This is a genomic window from Xylophilus sp. ASV27, from assembly GCF_016428875.1.
Lineage (GTDB): Bacteria > Pseudomonadota > Gammaproteobacteria > Burkholderiales > Burkholderiaceae_C > Xylophilus.
Genome location: NZ_JAELTO010000001.1, coordinates 75,830 through 91,812 on the forward strand (window position 1 = coordinate 75,830; position 15,983 = coordinate 91,812).

General features: G+C 67.7%; 15 protein-coding genes. 10 read left to right on the forward strand and 5 right to left on the reverse strand.

All coding sequences use genetic code 11. The features are described 5' to 3' along the window. Nucleotides 1–493: 493 nt before the first annotated feature. From JHD63_RS00365 to JHD63_RS00385, 5 genes are read right to left on the reverse strand one after another with little or no spacing between them, the layout of a single operon-like run. Nucleotides 494–862, reverse strand: a complete 369-nt coding sequence (locus tag JHD63_RS00365) for a response regulator (RefSeq protein WP_198968671.1) — start codon at nucleotides 860–862, stop codon at nucleotides 494–496. Between the two features lie 44 nt (nucleotides 863–906). Further along, nucleotides 907–1,326: an RNA-binding S4 domain-containing protein gene (locus JHD63_RS00370; protein ID WP_198968714.1), complete on the reverse strand. Its 420-nt coding sequence runs from the start codon at nucleotides 1,324–1,326 to the stop codon at nucleotides 907–909. Nucleotides 1,327–1,363: 37 nt separating this feature from the next. After that, complete coding sequence (locus JHD63_RS00375) at nucleotides 1,364–2,833, reverse strand: sensor histidine kinase (RefSeq protein WP_198968672.1); 1,470 nt, start codon at nucleotides 2,831–2,833, stop codon at nucleotides 1,364–1,366. Beyond that, nucleotides 2,830–3,519 (reverse strand): response regulator, encoded by a 690-nt coding sequence (locus JHD63_RS00380; RefSeq protein WP_198968673.1) that lies wholly within the window; start codon nucleotides 3,517–3,519, stop codon nucleotides 2,830–2,832. The genes JHD63_RS00375 and JHD63_RS00380 overlap by 4 nt, the downstream gene beginning before the upstream one ends. A gap of 44 nt (nucleotides 3,520–3,563) precedes the next feature. After that, nucleotides 3,564–4,406 (reverse strand): GntR family transcriptional regulator, encoded by an 843-nt coding sequence (locus JHD63_RS00385; protein WP_198968674.1) that lies wholly within the window; start codon nucleotides 4,404–4,406, stop codon nucleotides 3,564–3,566. Nucleotides 4,407–4,468: 62 nt separating this feature from the next. Here JHD63_RS00385 and JHD63_RS00390 point away from each other — a divergent pair, with 62 nt between their 5' ends. The 10 genes from JHD63_RS00390 (at nucleotide 4,469) to JHD63_RS00435 (ending at nucleotide 15,967) form a co-directional block, all read left to right on the forward strand. Continuing rightward, nucleotides 4,469–5,236 carry an SDR family NAD(P)-dependent oxidoreductase gene (locus JHD63_RS00390; RefSeq protein ID WP_198968675.1) on the forward strand — a complete coding sequence of 256 codons (768 nt, stop codon included), beginning with the start codon at nucleotides 4,469–4,471 and terminating at the stop codon, nucleotides 5,234–5,236. A gap of 1 nt (nucleotide 5,237) precedes the next feature. After that, nucleotides 5,238–5,999, forward strand: coding sequence for an SDR family oxidoreductase (locus tag JHD63_RS00395; protein ID WP_198968676.1), 762 nt, complete (start codon nucleotides 5,238–5,240; stop codon nucleotides 5,997–5,999). 2 nt (nucleotides 6,000–6,001) lie between these two features. Beyond that, the gene (locus JHD63_RS00400) at nucleotides 6,002–6,904 is read left to right on the forward strand and encodes a BKACE family enzyme (RefSeq protein ID WP_198968677.1); all 903 of its coding nucleotides are present in this window, start codon (nucleotides 6,002–6,004) and stop codon (nucleotides 6,902–6,904) included. An 8-nt stretch (nucleotides 6,905–6,912) separates the two neighbouring features. Beyond that, entirely contained in the window at nucleotides 6,913–8,988 is a 2,076-nt protein-coding gene (locus JHD63_RS00405; RefSeq protein WP_198968678.1) for a hydantoinase/oxoprolinase family protein, read from the forward strand. 42 nt (nucleotides 8,989–9,030) lie between these two features. Further along, nucleotides 9,031–10,851 (forward strand): hydantoinase B/oxoprolinase family protein, encoded by a 1,821-nt coding sequence (locus JHD63_RS00410; RefSeq protein ID WP_233167446.1) that lies wholly within the window; start codon nucleotides 9,031–9,033, stop codon nucleotides 10,849–10,851. Then, nucleotides 10,848–11,918 (forward strand): porin, encoded by a 1,071-nt coding sequence (locus JHD63_RS00415; RefSeq protein WP_198968680.1) that lies wholly within the window; start codon nucleotides 10,848–10,850, stop codon nucleotides 11,916–11,918. Before JHD63_RS00410 ends, JHD63_RS00415 begins: the two co-directional genes overlap by 4 nt. A 28-nt stretch (nucleotides 11,919–11,946) precedes the next feature. Beyond that, nucleotides 11,947–12,927 (forward strand): Bug family tripartite tricarboxylate transporter substrate binding protein, encoded by a 981-nt coding sequence (locus tag JHD63_RS00420; RefSeq protein ID WP_198968681.1) that lies wholly within the window; start codon nucleotides 11,947–11,949, stop codon nucleotides 12,925–12,927. Nucleotides 12,928–12,991: 64 nt separating this feature from the next. After that, nucleotides 12,992–14,071, forward strand: a complete 1,080-nt coding sequence (locus JHD63_RS00425) for a serine hydrolase domain-containing protein (protein WP_198968682.1) — start codon at nucleotides 12,992–12,994, stop codon at nucleotides 14,069–14,071. Nucleotides 14,072–14,245: 174 nt separating this feature from the next. Further along, the gene (locus JHD63_RS00430; protein ID WP_198968683.1) at nucleotides 14,246–15,211 is read left to right on the forward strand and encodes a Bug family tripartite tricarboxylate transporter substrate binding protein; all 966 of its coding nucleotides are present in this window, start codon (nucleotides 14,246–14,248) and stop codon (nucleotides 15,209–15,211) included. A gap of 204 nt (nucleotides 15,212–15,415) precedes the next feature. Continuing rightward, nucleotides 15,416–15,967, forward strand: a complete 552-nt coding sequence (locus tag JHD63_RS00435) for a tripartite tricarboxylate transporter TctB family protein (RefSeq protein ID WP_198968684.1) — start codon at nucleotides 15,416–15,418, stop codon at nucleotides 15,965–15,967. Nucleotides 15,968–15,983: the final 16 nt, after the last annotated feature.

Consider the following 15,983-nt stretch of genomic DNA (forward strand, 5'->3'; position numbering starts at 1 on the left):
ATAGCGTCTATGCGAAGAGCCGCTCGGCGCGACGGCCGGCCCAACGGCGCAAAAGGCCGCGGGGCAGGCCAAGCGCAGACATCCGCGGAACCGGCTTTGCCGGGCCGCCGGATGTGCCCCCTCGCAGGGGGAAGGCGAAGACGCGAAGCGCGCGGCCTGGGGGACCATCCACTGCGCTTCGCAGCACCTGCAGAGAATAAAACCCAAAGAAACGAAAGGCCGCGGGGCAGGCCAAGCGCAGACATCCGCGGAACCGGCTTTGCCGGGCCGCCGGATGTGCCCCCTCGCAGGGGGAAGGCGAAGACGCGCAGCGCGCAGCCTGGGGGACCATCCACTGCGCTTCGCAGCACCTGCAGAGAATAAAACCCAAAGAAACGAAAGGCCGCGGGGCAGGCCAAGCGCAGACATCCGCGGAACCGGCTCCGCCGGGCCGCCGGATGTGCCCCCTCGCAGGGGGAAGGCGAAGACGCGAAGCGCGCAGCCTGGGGGTGTTTCATACCAACCCGCGGCAGTAGTCCACCAGCGCATCGAATTCAGAGGCCTTGTCGAACACCGCGTCCGCGCCCAGGGACAGGCAGCGGGCGCGGACCTCCTCGGACACCAGGTTGCTCAAGACCACCACCTTCTGCTGGGGCAGGCGCGTGGCGCACCACTGCAGCGCCGCGAAGCCGCTGCCCTGGCGCAGTTGCAGGTCGACGATGGCCAGGTCCCAGCCGCGGTCGTGGCTGGAGAGCCAGTGGGTGACGCTGCGCTCGTTGTCGCCAAAGCCCACGATCTCCACGGGCAGGGACTGGCGCAGCAGCGCGGCCATGGCGTCGCGGGCTTCTTCGTCGTCTTCGATCAGGTAGATTTTGAGCGTCATGGGGCGGAGAAAGGGAAGGGCGGCGGGCGGGGCCGCCGCCGGATTCAATCGTCGAGCGAGGCGCTCCAGCGCGCATTCCAGTCGTGGCTGCGCTCGATCTCGCGGCGGTCGCGCTTGGTCGGGCGGCCCTGGGTCAGGGTGTCGGCGGGTTCGGGCGCCAGGCGGCGCTGCTCGGCGGCACGCTCGCGGGCCTGCACGCTGTCGGCGGTCTCTTCGTAGAGCTGCTGGGCCACGGGTGCAGGGCCGCGCAGGCTGCTGAGCGCGCGGACCACGACGGTGCGCAGCAGCACGCCCTGGCGCACCGCCACGGTGTCACCGGGCCGCAGCTCGCGCGAGGGTTTGGCGGGCGCGCCATTGACCTGCACCCGGCCCTTGCCGATCTCTTCGACCGCCAGGCCGCGCGTTTTGTAGAAGCGCGCGCTCCAGAGCCACTTGTCCAGGCGCAGCGTATCGGGGGCATTCATCGGGCGTGCATTGTCCACCAGCCGCGCGCTGGCCGTGTCAGCCAAGGTCGGGCTCTGCGGTCGGCGCCTCGCCCATGCCGGCCAGGGGCAGGCGCACGCGGGCGTCCAGGCCGGTGACCCGCGAATGCTGCGTGCGGTTCTCCAGCGCGATGCTGCCGCCCAGCACGCTCACGATCTCCTGGCAGATCGCCAGCCCCAGGCCCGAGCCGCCGGGCGTCATGCCGGCGAAGGGCTGGAACAGCCGCCCTTGCAGCTCGGGCGGCAGCCCGGGGCCGCTGTCGGCGATGGTGAGGGCGGCGGCGCGGCCGTCGGCCACCACGGCCACTGCCAGCGCCGCGCCGGGCGGGCTGTGGCGGATGGCGTTGTGCAGCAGGTTGCGCACCAGCTCGCGCAGCATCCAGTCGTGCGCGCGCACCGGCGTGGGCACGGTGGAGAGCGAGAAGTCCAGGTCCTTCTCCGCCAGCAGCGGGGACAGATCCAGGGCCATTTCGCGCACGATGGCAGACAGGTCGCAGGCGCGGGCCGTGTCTTCCTGGCGCGCCTGCTCGACTTTGGCCAGCGACAGCATCTGGTTGGCCAGGGCGGTGGCGCGGTCCACCGTGGCGTGGATCTCCTGCAGCGCCTGCTGCGGCGGCATGTCGCCGCGCAGCGCCGACTGGGTCTGCACCTTGAGCACGGCCAGCGGCGTGCGCAGCTGGTGGGCGGCGTCGCGCATGAAGCGCCGCTGGTGCTCCAGCAGCAGGCGCAGTCGGGCCATGACGGCGTTGGTGGCGTCCACCAGCGGCAGCAGCTCGCGCGGGGCGTCGGGCGCGGCGATGGGGGTCAGCTCGCCCTCGGGGCGCGCCTGCAGGGTGGCGCTGAGCGCGCGCACCGGCCGCGTGGCACGCTGCACCACGAGCACCACCACCAGGGCGATCACCAGCACCAGGCCGGCCTGGCCCTGCAGCGTCTCGACCAGGATCTGCCGCGCCAGCGTGTGGCGCAGCTCCAGCGTCTCGGCCACCTGGATCACCGCCATGGCGCGGCCGCCGGCGCTGGCCACGGGCTGCAGCAGCACGGCCACGCGCACGTCGCGGCCGCGGAAGTGCTCGTCGTAGAACGTGACCAGCGCCGCATAGGGCGGCCGGTCGGGGATGCGGCCGCGCCAGAAGGGCAGTTCCTCGAAGCCGGAGATTAGCCGGCCCTGGATGTCGGAGACGCGGTAGAACAGCCGGCTCTCGTTGTCGGCCTCGAACGCCTCCTGGGCGGAATAGGGCACGGTGGCGCGCAGCACCGCCTGCTCGTCGAAGCCCTGCACGTCCAGCTCCTCGCTGATGGATTTGGCCGCGGCCAGCAGGGTGCGGTCGTAGGCGGTGTTGACGGCGGCCAGCGCCTGGCGGTAGAGGTTGACGGTGTTGAAGCCGATCAGCAGCACCACCGGCAGCAGGATGCCCAGCAGCAGGCGCCGGCGCAGCGAACTCGGGCGCGCCGCGCGCCGCACGCCCGCCCTTGCGTGCGCCGCGCTCATGGGGCGGCCTTGAGCAGGTAGCCCAGGCCGCGCAGCGTCATCAGGGTGGTGCCGGTGTCCGCCAGCTTCTTGCGCAGGCGGTAGACCACGACCTCGATCGCCTCGTACTGCACGTCGGCCTCGCCGGGGAACACCAGCTCGAACAGCCGCTCCTTGGCCACCGCGTGGCCGGGCTGGGCCATCAGCGCCTGCAGCAGGGCCAGCTCGCGCGGGGTGAGCTCCATGGGCTGGTCGCGGTGGTAGATGGCGCCGTCGCGCTTGTCGTGCCGCAGCGCGCCCACGGTGGCCACGCCGGCGTCGACCACGGGCTCGCCGCTGCCCGGCGCGGCGCGGCGGCGGGTGAGGGCGCGCACGCGCGCCTCCAGCTCGTCCAGGTCGAAGGGCTTGGGCAGGTAGTCGTCGGCGCCGGCGTTGAGGCCGGCCACGCGGTCGCCGACGGTGCCGCGCGCGGTCAGCAGCAGCACGGGCGTGCCCAGGCCGCGCCGGCGTGCCGCGGCGAGCACTTCCATGCCATCCATGCCGGGCAGGCTCAGGTCCAGCACGACCACGTCGGGAGGCGCGGCGGCCCAGCCGGCCAGCGCGGCGCGGCCATCGGACTCCACCCGCACGGCCATGCCGCGGCGGGAGAAGGTGCGCTCGAGGGTGCTGCGCAGGACGGTGTCGTCCTCGACGATCAGGACTTGCATGGGCGCCGACCATAGCACCATGCGCCGGGCGGCGCAGGGGTGCTTCAGCCCCTGGCTTTAAGACTGTCGAGCATCGACGGCAATTCGTCGAAGTACCGGGCGAAGGTGCTGGGATGGAGCAGGTCGTTGCGAATCTCTTCGCTGGCCCGCCGCGGGTCCTGCGCCTCAAAGGCCTTGATGATGTTGCCATGGTGGGCCAGGCCAGCCCTGTCGAATTGCGCGGCAGCGCCGGCTTCGTCGACCTGGGTCAGGTTGAACGCCACAACCGGCGCCATTCTGAGCCAGAGGGCCTCGATCAGCGTGAGCAGCGGTTCGTTGTCGGCAAGCCTATAGATCAGGAAGTGGAATTCCATGTTCAGCGCGACATAGCGCTGCAATTGACGGTTGCTCAGGGCCAGATTCATCTCGGCATCGAGTGCGGCCAATTGGTCGATGTGGCGCCTGGACATATGTTCGGCCGCCTGCGCGGCGGCTCTGCCTTCTAGTTCCACGCGCAGGTCCAGGATCTGTTTCACCCTGGTGCGGGACAGGATGGGGATCCGTGCGGACCGGTTCGGCAGGGCTTCGAATGCGCCCTCCGCCATCAGCCGCTTGAGCGCCTCGCGCACGGGCATCTCACTGGTCCCCAGCATGTCCGACAGCTTGGCCAGGGTGACGATGGTTCCCGGATAGAAGGCCCCTCCCAGCACCGCCATCTTCAGAGCCCGGTACGCGCGGTTCTGGGTCGTGTCCGCTGTCGCGTCGGGTTGCAGCGGGGCGAGTTCAAAGGACGCGGAATTGCTCTTCTTGCGACGCGGCGGCTCGCCGGTCGCAATGCCAACAGGGGCTGCTGTTTGATGTTCAGTCATGGCGATTCTTTCGAATCCATGATCGTAAGGGAAATCCATGATCAAATGTTTAAGACTATGTGTGATCATAAATATGTTTTGTGATCAAACAAAGGCTTGAGATGAGGCTCGCGAAGAAGGTTGTGGTCGTCAGTGGCGGTTCTCAGGGCATAGGCGAAGCCATCGCACGGCGGTATGCGAGGGAAGGCGCGCATGTTGCGGTCGTCAGTTCGTCCAGCAGGCCGAAGGCGCAGGCCGTGGTGACCGGCATAGAGGTGGCTGGCGGCACTGCCCGTGCTTACGTCTGCGATGTGCGTGACTCCCGCCAGGTCATTGCGTTGCTCAACGATGTGGAGCGCGACATGGGGCCGGTGGACATCCTCCTGAATGCGGCAGGCGTGTTCTATCCGACCCCCGCTGGCGCGACGGCTGAGGAGGACTTCGACCGGATGGTCGATATCAACTTCAAGGGTGCCTGGAACATGATCAGCGCCGTGGCGCCGGGGATGAAGGCACGCCGAAGCGGAAAGATCATCTGCCTCGCCTCGGTTGCGTCGGTGTACGGCGTCGCGCCCTTTGCGGTGTATTGCGCGACCAAGGCCGCGATTGTCCAGCTGGTGCGGGCGCTGGCGCTGGAGCTGGCGCCGTACGGCGTGCAGATCAACGCGATCTCGCCCGGCAATACGACCACGCCGATGAACGAGGCGCTGCGCGGCGACCCGGCGACGGTCGAGGCGATCGCCGCGGCCACCCCGAGCGGGCGCGCCTTCTCCAGCGTCGACGACATCGCCGCGGTCGCGCTCTTCCTCGCCAGCGACGACAGCCGCGCCATGCATGGAAGCTGCCTGCTGGCGGACGAAGGCATTTCCTGCGGCATGGCGGCGCACTGACATGGCCGAGAACGTACTGGTGACGGGCGGCGCGGACAGCGTCGGCCGCGTGATCGCGGAGGCCTTCCTGGCGCGCGGCGACAAGGTCCACATATGCGACGTCCAGGGCGAGGCGTTGGCGCAGACGCTGGCGGCCAATCCGGCGATGCGCGGAACGCTCGCCAACGTCGGCAACCGCGCCGATGTGGCGGCTGTCTTCGAGGCGGCAAGGGCCTGGATGGGGGATGTCACGGTCCTGGTCAACAACGTTGGCGTCGGCGGCCCGCGCGCGAGGATCGAGGACATCGATATTGCGCAGTGGCAGAGCACGCTCGACATCAACGTCAGCGGCATGCTGCATTGCATGCAGCAGGCCATCCCCGCCATGAAGGCGCGCAGGCATGGCGTGATCGTCAATTTCTCCACCGGATCGACCCGCACGCGCTTGCCGATGCGCACGGCCTACGTCGTATCGAAGTATGCGGTGGAAGGGCTGACGCTCAATGCGGCGCGCGAGCTTGGCCCGCACAACATCCGCTGCAACGCGATCCTGCCGGGCGCCATCAACAACGCGCGCATGCGAAAGATCGTCAGCGATCGGGCCGACGCCCTGGGCAAGCCCTTGGCGGAGGTCACGCAGGACTTCCTGCAATACATCTCGATGCGGACCATGGTGGAGCCGGAGGAGATCGCCGACATGGTGCTTTTCCTCGCATCGAACGGTGCTCAAAAAGTGACTGGCGAGCTGGTCTCTGTCAGCGGCAATGTGGAATGGGAAGACTGAGAATGCAAAAGAAAACGATCCTGACCTGCGCGGTCAGCGGCAATGCCCCCTTCAATGCGAAGCATCCCGACTTCCCGGTGACGCCGGCGGAGATCGCCCGCAACTGCATCGAGGCCGCCAAGGCCGGTGCGTCGGTGGTGCATATCCATGTGCGCGATCCCCAAACGCGGCTCGGCTCGCGTGACCCCGCGCTGTTCCGGGAGGTCGTGGACCGCGTTCGCGCCAGCGATGTCGACATCGTCATCAACCTCACGGCAGGCCACGGCGCGTTCTTTCTGCCGGACCCGCAGGACGAATCGCGCGGCCTGCCTGGAAGCGACATGCTGCCGGCCCTTGAGCGGGTCAAGCACCTGGCCGACTGCTTGCCAGAGATCGCGTCCCTGGACATCACCACCGGCAACCAGGAAGAGGGGCCGGTGCAGTTCGTCTACCTGAACACCACGCGCACCCTGCGCCAGATGGCCCGTGAGTTCCAGCAGCTGGGCGTGAAGCCGGAACTGGAAGTGTTCAGCGCCGGAGACATCCTGTTCGGCAACCAACTGGTGGAGGAGGGCCTGATCACCGGAGCGCCGCTGTTCCAGATGGTGCTGGGCGTCAAGTGGGCGGCTCCCGCCACGGTGGAGACGGTCTTGTATCAGCGGGGGCTTATGGCCGCCGGTGCGCATTGGGCCGCTTTCGGCATCGGACGGCAGCAAATGCCCATGGTGGCGCAGGCCGCGCTGCTGGGGGGCAACGTGCGGGTTGGCCTGGAAGACAACCTGTACCTGTCGCGTGGCGTGTTCGCCACTAACGCCCAGTTGGTCGAACGTGCGGTGCGCATCATCGAAGACGTCGGCCTGTCGGTCGCCACGCCTGCAGAAGCGCGCGAGCAGCTCGGCCTGCGCCGCGGTGCGAACACACGCTAAGGGCACCCATGCGATTTGCTGTCGATACCGGTGGCACGTTCACCGACCTGATCGTCGAGGACGATGCGGGTGAACTGCACATGTTCAAGGCGTCGACGACGCCCGGCGATCCGATACGCAGTGTCATCGACGCCCTGACTGTGGCCAGCGTCAAGTTCGGCATCAGCCTGCGCGAACTGCTGGCCCGCAGCAGCATGTTCATCTACGGCACGACCCACGCGCTGAACGCGGTGGTGACCGGCAATACCGCCCGCACCGCCTTCATGACCACGGCGGGACACCCAGACATCCTCACGCTGCGCGAGGGCGGGCGGGCAGAGGCCTTCAACTTCACGGTGGCATCGCCCGATCCCTACATTCCGCGTTCGCTCACGTGGGAGGTCGGTGGCCGGGTGCTCGCCAGCGGCGAGGAATATGCGCCGCTCGACGAAGCCAGCGCGGTCGCGGCGATGGCTGACATGCGCGAGCGCGGGGTCGAGGCGGTCGCCGTGTGCCTGTTGTGGTCGATCGTCAATCCGGCCCACGAGCTGCGCATCGGTGAACTGCTGGGCCAGCACCTGCCCGGGATCCCCTTCACGCTGTCGCACCAGCTGAATCCGACGCTGCGCGAGTACCGCCGCGCCTCCTCGACCTGCATCGACGCATCGCTCAAGCCCATGATGGCGGCCTACATCGCCACGCTGTCGCAGCGGCTGGCGCAGGCGGGCTTCACCGGGCGCACCCTGGTGGTGACATCGCAGGGCGGCGTGATGGATGCTGCCGCCGTCGCCGCGGCACCGATCTACCTGGTCAATTCAGGGCCCTCGATGGCGCCGGTGTCGGGACGCTATTTCGCAGAGGTCGATGAGCAGACCGACACCGCCATCATTGCCGACACCGGTGGCACCACGTACGACGTGAGTCTGGTGCGGCGCGGCGCAATCCCCTGGACGCGCGAATCCTGGATCGGACTGCCCTTCCTGGGCCACATGACCGGCTTCGCCTCGGTCGATGTCACCAGCGTGGGCGCGGGCGGGGGCTCGCTCGCCTGGGTGGACGACGCCGGCATGCTGCGCGTGGGCCCGCAAAGCGCTGGCGCGGTGCCGGGGCCGGCCTGCTATGGCCGCGGCGGGACCCAACCCACCGTGACGGACGCGTCGGTCGTGCTGGGCCACCTCGACCCGGACTTCTTTCTGGGCGGTGCGATGACGCTCGACCGCGACGCTGCAAGGCGGGCCATCGAGCTACATGTGGCGCAACCCTTGTCGATGTCGGCCGAAGAGGCCGCCTCGGCCGTCATCGAGCTGGCCACCGAGAACATGGTGCAGGCGATCCTGGACATATCGGTGAACCAAGGCATGGATCCAGGAGCCGCCATCCTGATCGGCGGCGGCGGGGCCGCGGGGCTGAATTCCGTACTGATCGCACGGCGGCTGCAGTCGCCACGCTTGCTGATCCCGCAGGTGGGCGCCGCCATGTCGGCAGCGGGCGCGGTGATCTCTGACCTCTCCACGCGCTTCCAGACCTTGCTGTTCACGCGCAGCGACGCGTTCGACCACGCCGGCGTATCGGTGGCGCTGCAAGGGCTGGAGCGGCAGTGCCTGGATTTCGTCCATAGCCAGGGCGAAGACTCCGACCGCCATGCCATCGATTTCTGGGTCGAGGCGCGCTACGCCGAGCAGGTATGGGAAATCACCGTGCCGCTTCCCCGCCCGCGTATCGAGAGTGCGGAGGATCTGGCGGCCTTGGTCGAGGCCTTCCACCAGCAGCACCTGGAGTTGTTCGCCATCCGTGACGACGCTGCCGCTGTGGAATTGGTGGGCTGGGGTGCCATCGTCACCTGCCATGTATGCGGCGCGGCGCAAGGCCTGCGCTTGCGTGACGACCCGCTGGCACGGGCGACGCCGCTCTCGCGGCAAGCCTATTTTCGCGGCCATGGGTTCGTCGATGCCTCGGTGCACCGCTTCGAGGCGATGGAGGTGGGCACGCAGATCCAGGGCCCGGCCATCGTCGAATCGTCTTTCACGACCGTGGTGCTGCAGCCCGGCGCGGCGGCTGAACGGCGCGCCTCGGGCAGCCTGGCGATCACGCCCGGCGCGGGCTGAATGAGCAAGGACCCTCTCCACATGCCAACTACCACATCGCCCATGCCCAACACCGACGGCCTGAGGCTGGCCTTGCTGTCCAACCGCTTCGAGGGCATCGCGCGCAAGATGGCGAACACGCTGCTGCGGTCCTCGCGCTCGGGCGTTATCAATATGGCGCGCGACTTCTCGTGCTGCATTGTCACGCGCGACCACGAGTTGCTGACAGCGGCGGATAGCCTCCCCATCCACGTGCTGTCGGGGCCTGACCTGATGGCCCGCGCGGTGCAGCAGTTTCACCCGCAGCTCAAGGCTGGCGACGCGTTTCTGCACAACTCCCCCTACCACGGCTGTTCGCACGCGGCGGATCACACGATCCTGGTGCCCGTGGTCGACGCCGTGGGCGTGCACCGCTACACCGTGCTCGTCAAGGCGCACCAGGCCGACTGCGGCAACTCGCAGCCGACCACCTATATGGGGGCGGCGCGTGACGTCTATGAAGAGGGCGCCCTGATATTTCCTGCCGTGAAGGTCCAGCAAGACTACCGGGACATCGATGACATCGTGCGCATGTGCGAGATGCGCATACGCGTCCCCAGCCAGTGGCACGGAGACTTCCTGGCGATGGTGGGTGCTGCCCGCATCGGCGAGCGGGAGTTGCTGGCCCTGGGCCAGGAGTTGGGCTGGGACAGCCTGCACGGCTACGAGCGCGACTACTTCGACTACAGCGAGCGCCGCATGGCCGCGGCCATCCGCTGCGTGCCAGCGGGCCGCGCGTCCCAGACCAGCACCCACGACCCGGTGCCCGGCATGGGCGACGAAGGAATTCCCATCCAGGTCGATGTGCAGATCCGGCCCGAGGAGGGGCTGGTCGAGGTGGACCTGCGGCATAACCCGGATTGCCTGCCGATCGGACTGAACCTCTCGGAAGCTTGCTCCCGGACCTCGGCCATGGTCGGCGTGTTCAACAGCATCGACCACAGTGTGCCGAAGAATGCGGGCAGCTTCCGCCGGATTCGCGTGCTGCTGCGGGAGAACTGCATCGTCGGCATACCGCTGCATCCCACCTCATGCTCGGCGGCGACCACCAACATTGCCGACCGCGTCGCCAACGGCGTGCAGAGCGCGATCGCGGGGATTGCCGACGGGATCGGCCTCGCCGAGTGCGGCGGTGTCATCCCGCTGGGCGGCGGCGTGGTGTCCGGATCCAGCCCGGTCACCGGCAAGCCATTCGTCAACCAGGTGATCATTGGTGTCTCCGGCGGCGCGGCCGGACCGTCCGCGGACGCCTGGCAACTCATTGGGCATGTCGGCAACGCCGGCAAGATGTTCATCGACAGCATCGAGCTCGACGAGTTGCGTCAGCCGCTGCACATCCATCAACGGCGCTTTCTCCGCGATACGGAAGGTTCGGGCCGGCATGTGGGCGCCTCCAGCATTCATGTCGAATTCGGTCCCGTCGCAGGCGCCAGCATCACGGTGGCCTATGGCTGCGATGGCGTCGTCAATGCCGCCAAAGGCGTTCGCGGCGGCCTGACGGGGGCATTGGCGTCGCAGGGCTTGCGGGATGAGCAGGGCCGGGCGAGAACCTTGCCGGCCTGGGGCCAGTTGACGCTGTCGGGCAAGGAGCGCGTCTTCTCTTCCTCCAGCGGCGGTGGCGGCTACGGCGAGCCCGCCGAACGCGATGCCACGCGCGTCGCATACGACGTAGCGGAACGCTGGATCAGCGCCGAGCGGGCCCGCGCTGTCTACAAGGTCGAGGTCGATTCCGCCGGGCGGCTGGACGTGGAGAAGACCCTGCTATTGCGGCGCGCCCCCGAGTCAGACCACCCGGGCTTGCACCACCCCATTCCGAACTCCCCCACCCACCAGGAAGCATCGTGAAGAAAGTCCGTTTCTCTCTCTCCGTCGCCGGCACCACGCGGCTGAATGCCCTTGCAAGGGCACTGCCCGTGCTGCTCGCAGCGGCTTGCATGGACTCGCATGCGCAGTCGAGCGTCGGGATATCCGGAGCCATCGACACGGGTGTTGGCTATGTCAGGACCGATAGCAAGCATGTCTGGCAGCAAACCAGCGGCAGCATCGCCGCCAGCAGCCTGGTGTTCCAGGGAAAGGAAAATCTGGGCGGCGGCTACGAAGCGACCTTCTTGCTGCGCTCCTTGTTCGTCTCAGGAACCGGGAATATTTCGGGTACCAAGTATTGGGGATCGGAGTCGAAGGTCGGACTGGGAACGCCCTATGGACGCGTCGAGGCGGGGCGATTGTTCGACCCGACCCACCAGGTGCTGGTGTTCAAGGCGCCATCGCAATCCAACTACGCGGGCGCGTTCAACCTTGCCATTGGGGGCTACTCCCCCTACTGGGACAATTCGGTCCGGTACACCAGCCCCACGGTGCACGGTACCCGCTTTGAGTTCCAGCACAGCTTCGCCATTCTGGACCCCGAGCCGGTGTCGCCCAGCAGGAACGGGGTGGCATCCGCCATGGCGCTGCACTATGAGAACGGGCCCTTGAGCCTGTCGGGCGTGCTGGAAGAAACGCGCACCGACAAGCTGCCCCTGGTCAACTACAAGGCTCAACGCACCATCCTCATGGGGACCTATGACCTCGGTCCGGTGAAGACGCATTTCGGCTACTTTGACGAGCGACATTCCGGGGTCGGCGCGCCAGCGGAATTCGGATTGACGATCCTGGGCCTGAGCGGCAATCCGATGCCGCAGTTGAAGCTGAGCACGGAAGTCGGCCACAAGAATTTCCGGGACGGCGCAGGCAAGGTCAACTTCCTGGGCCTGGGTGCTTTCTACAGCCTGTCCAAGCGCACGATCCTGTACACGGAGGTGGCGCTGGTCCGCAACTCCGGAATTGCGCAGCAAGCCGTCTACCGTGGGATTCCAGTGGCTCCCGGCGAAAACACGTCCGGCTATATGGTCGGCATTCGTCACAGTTTTTGAGTTGCGTGGCAACTTTCCGGAGAGATTCATGAACCCCATCCGCCGGCTGCTGATCGTCAGCCTGACCCTACTGGCCTCCATGGGCGCGGTGCCCAGCGCCAGCGCGCAGTCCTGGCCATCGCGCCCGATCCGCCTCATCGTGCCGTTCGGCGCCGGCGGCGCCACCGATATCTATGCCCGCCTGGTCGCACAGCACCTGCAAACATCGCTTGGTCAGCCGATCATTGTGGAGAACAAGCCGGGCGGGAACTTCGCCATTGGCACGGAGGCCGCCGCCAAGGCGCCGCCGGATGGCTACACGCTGGTAATGGTGACCAGCTCGCACGCGGTGATCGAAAGCCTGGGCGTGAACCGGCAGAAGTACATGCTGATGCGCGATCTGGTGCCGGTCGCAGCCCTGAGCACGGCCGAAGGCGTGCTGGTTGTGCATCCGTCGGTGCCGGCCCACAACGTGAAGGAATTCATCGTGCTGGCCAAGGCCAAGCCGCAGCAGATCAACTATGGTTCGAGCGGCAGCGGCAGCATGCTGCACCTGGAGGCCAAGCTGTTCGAATCGATGACGGAGACATCGATGGTGCATGTGCCCTACAAGACCGGCGGCGCGGCGCGCATCGATTTGCTGGAGGGCCGGGTGGAGGCCATGTTCGACACCATCACGGGTGCGGCACCCTTCATCCGCAACGGCAAGCTGCGCGCGCTCGGCACGACCGGGCCGCACCGGGCGCCGGCACTGCCCGACGTACCGACGCTTGCCGAGGCCGGCGTACCCGGCTATGACGTCCAGGTCATCATCGGGCTGATGGCGCCGGCCGCCACGCCCCGGCCCATCGTCAACCGCCTCAATGCCGAGATCAACACCATCATGAAGCGCGAGGACGTGCGCGACGCCTGGGCCAAGGTCGACAGCCAGATCCTGGTGATGTCGCCGCAGGACTTCGGCAAGGCGCTCAACGCCGAAATTGCCAAGTGGACGCAGATCGTCAAGGCATCGAACATCACGATGGACTGAAGCCGCAATGAACCAGAAGCTAGGCAACAACATCCCGGTGGAAGGGTACTGCGCACCAGCGTTCGTGCACGTGCGCCAGGCACTCGAAGCCAACATGGCGGCCGGAGAGGAAGTGGGCTGCGCCGTGTCCGTGACGGTGGAGGGCGAGACGGTGGTCGATCTTTGGGCCGGCTATGCCGACCCCGAGCGCACGCGGCCGTGGCAGCGCGAGACGATCACCGACATGAAGTCGGTGGGGAAATCCATCTTTGCGCTGTGCATATTGCGCCTGGTGGGGCAGGGGCGTGTTGAACTCGATGCACCTGTCGCGCGCTACTGGCCGGCATTCGCACAGGCGGGCAAGGAACGCGTCAGCGTCCGCCAATTGCTGGGCCACGTGGCCGGCCTGCCTTTCCCGGACGCTGCGCCGATCGGATCGCTGTACGAGCCGGGCGTGGTCGCCGCGGCGCTTGCGGCCCAGAAGCCGGAGTGGGAGCCCGGCAGCCAGCCCTGCTACCACTCGTTCACCTTTCCGCCGCTGTGCGCGGAACTGATCTTCCATGCCACCGGCCGCAGCGCGCACGACTACCAGCGCAACGAGGTTGCGACGCCGCTCGGCGCGGAATACTGGCTCGGCCTGGAGGACGCACAGCACGCGCTGTGCGCCCGCTACATAGAAACGCCGGGAACGCCCAGCCTGGAGGGCATGAAGCGCAACACGGCCTCGCCCCTGTACCGCGCATGGCGACCGCTGCCGCGCGACGAAGACTACAACTCGCCCCAATGGCGGCGCTATGCGGGCCATGGCAACGCACGGGGCATGGCCCGCATCTATGCCGCGCTGGCCTGCGGTGGCACGCTGGAGGGCTACGAGGTGGTGGACCCTGCTGTACTGGCGGAGGCGACCAGACCCCGCTGGGCCGCGATGGATTTCATGACCAAGCGGCCCTTCAGCATGGGGCTGGGCTTCATGCTGGCCGGGCCTGCTTTCTCCATCGGTCTGGGGGAGCGCAATTTCGGCCATCCCGGCATGGGTGGCGCGATTGCGTTTGCAGACCCGGATCGCCGGATGAGCTTCAGCTACTCTCCGAACCGCATGTCTCCAGTGGCGGATACGGGGCCCTGGGCTACCGCGCTCATTGACGCGACGTATCGCTCGCTATGAATGCGGGTTCGTTTTGGTGGCGCTCAACCGCGGCCGCCATCTTGTAGTGACCATAGGTTTGGCGAGACCTACCCACTACGAGGGCTAGGGGCTTTCCCTAGTGCTCCGGACAGCCGATTGACAGCCTGCCGGCGCATGATCCGGCGGCGTTCCTTCCAACATCCAGGAGACCCCATGCGTCGCGATACCTTCCTCAAGTCCATGGCCGCGCTGGCCGCCGCCGGCACCCTGCCGCTGACGGCCCGTGCCGGCGCCAACTTCAAGATGATGCTGCCGGCCAACCCTGGCGGCGGCTGGGACACCACGGGCCGCGCGCTCGGCAAAGCGCTGCAGGAGGCCAGGGTGGCCGATACCGTCACCTACGACAACAAGGGCGGCGCCGCGGGCGCCATCGGCCTGGCGCAGTTCGTCAACGGCAGCAAGGGCGACCCGAACGCGCTGATGGTGATGGGCGCCGTGATGCTGGGCGGCATCATCACCGGCAAGCCGCCGGTCAGCCTGTCGCAGGCCACGCCGATCGCCCGCATCACCAGCGAATACAACGTCTTCGTGCTGCCGTCCAATTCGCCGTTCAAGACCATGGCCGACGTGGTGGCGCAGCTCAAGAAGGACCCGGGCAGCGTCAAGTGGGGCGGCGGCTCGCGCGGCTCCACCGAGCACATCGCCGCGGCCATGATCGCCCGCGCCGTCGGCGTGGATCCGGCCAAGATCAACTACGTGGCCTTCCGCGGCGGCGGCGAGGCCACCGCCGCCATCCTGGGCGGCAACGTGACCATCGGCGGCAGCGGCTTCAGCGAGTTTGCCGAGTACATCTCGGCCGGCAAGATGCATCCCATCGCGGTCACCTCGGGCGAGCGCCTGCAGGGGGTCGACGTGCCCACGCTGAAGGAGCAGGGCATTGCCGTGGAGATCGGCAACTGGCGCGGCGTCTACGGCGCCCCCGGCATCACGGCCGAGCAGCGCAAGGTGCTGATCGACGCCGTGCTGGCGGCTCTCAAGACGCCGGCCTGGGCCGACGCCGTCAAGAAGAACGACTGGACCCCGGCCGTGCTGACCGGCGATGCCTTCGGCAGGTTCGTGGACGAGGAGTTCGCGAGCCTGCGCGACACCATGACCAAGGCGGGCATGGTCGCGGCATAAAGCTCGCCCCCAGGCTACGCGCTTCGCGTCTTCGCCAACCCCCTTCCGGGGGCACATCCAGCGGCCCGGCGGAGCCGGTTCCGCGGATGTTTTGGTATGGCCTGCTCCGCGGCCCTTTGTGCGGGGCGGGAGCGCGTAGCCATTCAATCCCGACGGGCACGCCTTGGCGCGTGCCTTTTTTCCGTCCCTACGAGGTCCAAAAACATGAACTCCACAGACCCTCTCGCGGCAGAGGCGGCGCCGGGCGCCGCGACACCCGCATCTACCTGGCCCCAGACCCTGGTTGGCGTTGGCGTGTTGCTGACTGGCCTGGGCCTGGGTTTTGGCGCGATCAGCATCTCGTCGGACGCGGGCTATGGCGGCGTCGGCCCCAACTTCCTGCCATGGCTGATGGCCGCGGCGCTGAGCGTCTGCGGCGGCTGGATCATCTGGGAGGCCCGCACCGGCGGCTTCCGCGAGCTGGAGACCCCGTCGGGTGCCGCGCGCGGCGACTGGGCCAGCTTCGTCTGGGTGTCGGCCGGGCTGCTGGTCAATGCCGCGCTGATCACCAGCATCGGCTTCATCCTGAGCTGCACGCTGTGCTACGCGCTCGCGGCGCAGGGCCTGCGCCGCGCTGCCGGCCAGCGTGCCGGGCAGCCGCGGGTCTGGCTGACCGACATCGTCACCGGCCTGCTGATCTCGGCGCCGGTGTTCTGGACCTTCACGAAGTTCCTGGCGATCAACCTGCCCGGACTCACCACCACAGGCTGGTTCTGAAATGAAACACCCCCAG

Coding starts and splice junctions, on each gene's coding strand:
- JHD63_RS00390 (WP_198968675.1), top strand. CDS start 4,469: ATGAGGCTCGCGAAGAAGGTTGTGGTCGTCAGTGGCGGTTCTCAGGGC.
- JHD63_RS00420 (WP_198968681.1), top strand. CDS start 11,947: ATGAACCCCATCCGCCGGCTGCTGATCGTCAGCCTGACCCTACTGGCC.
- JHD63_RS00375 (WP_198968672.1), bottom strand. CDS start 2,833: ATGAGCGCGGCGCACGCAAGGGCGGGCGTGCGGCGCGCGGCGCGCCCG.
- JHD63_RS00395 (WP_198968676.1), top strand. CDS start 5,238: ATGGCCGAGAACGTACTGGTGACGGGCGGCGCGGACAGCGTCGGCCGC.
- JHD63_RS00435 (WP_198968684.1), top strand. CDS start 15,416: ATGAACTCCACAGACCCTCTCGCGGCAGAGGCGGCGCCGGGCGCCGCG.
- JHD63_RS00380 (WP_198968673.1), bottom strand. CDS start 3,519: ATGCAAGTCCTGATCGTCGAGGACGACACCGTCCTGCGCAGCACCCTC.
- JHD63_RS00370 (WP_198968714.1), bottom strand. CDS start 1,326: ATGAATGCCCCCGATACGCTGCGCCTGGACAAGTGGCTCTGGAGCGCG.
- JHD63_RS00400 (WP_198968677.1), top strand. CDS start 6,002: ATGCAAAAGAAAACGATCCTGACCTGCGCGGTCAGCGGCAATGCCCCC.
- JHD63_RS00385 (WP_198968674.1), bottom strand. CDS start 4,406: ATGGATTTCCCTTACGATCATGGATTCGAAAGAATCGCCATGACTGAA.
- JHD63_RS00405 (WP_198968678.1), top strand. CDS start 6,913: ATGCGATTTGCTGTCGATACCGGTGGCACGTTCACCGACCTGATCGTC.
- JHD63_RS00430 (WP_198968683.1), top strand. CDS start 14,246: ATGCGTCGCGATACCTTCCTCAAGTCCATGGCCGCGCTGGCCGCCGCC.
- JHD63_RS00410 (WP_233167446.1), top strand. CDS start 9,031: ATGCCCAACACCGACGGCCTGAGGCTGGCCTTGCTGTCCAACCGCTTC.
- JHD63_RS00365 (WP_198968671.1), bottom strand. CDS start 862: ATGACGCTCAAAATCTACCTGATCGAAGACGACGAAGAAGCCCGCGAC.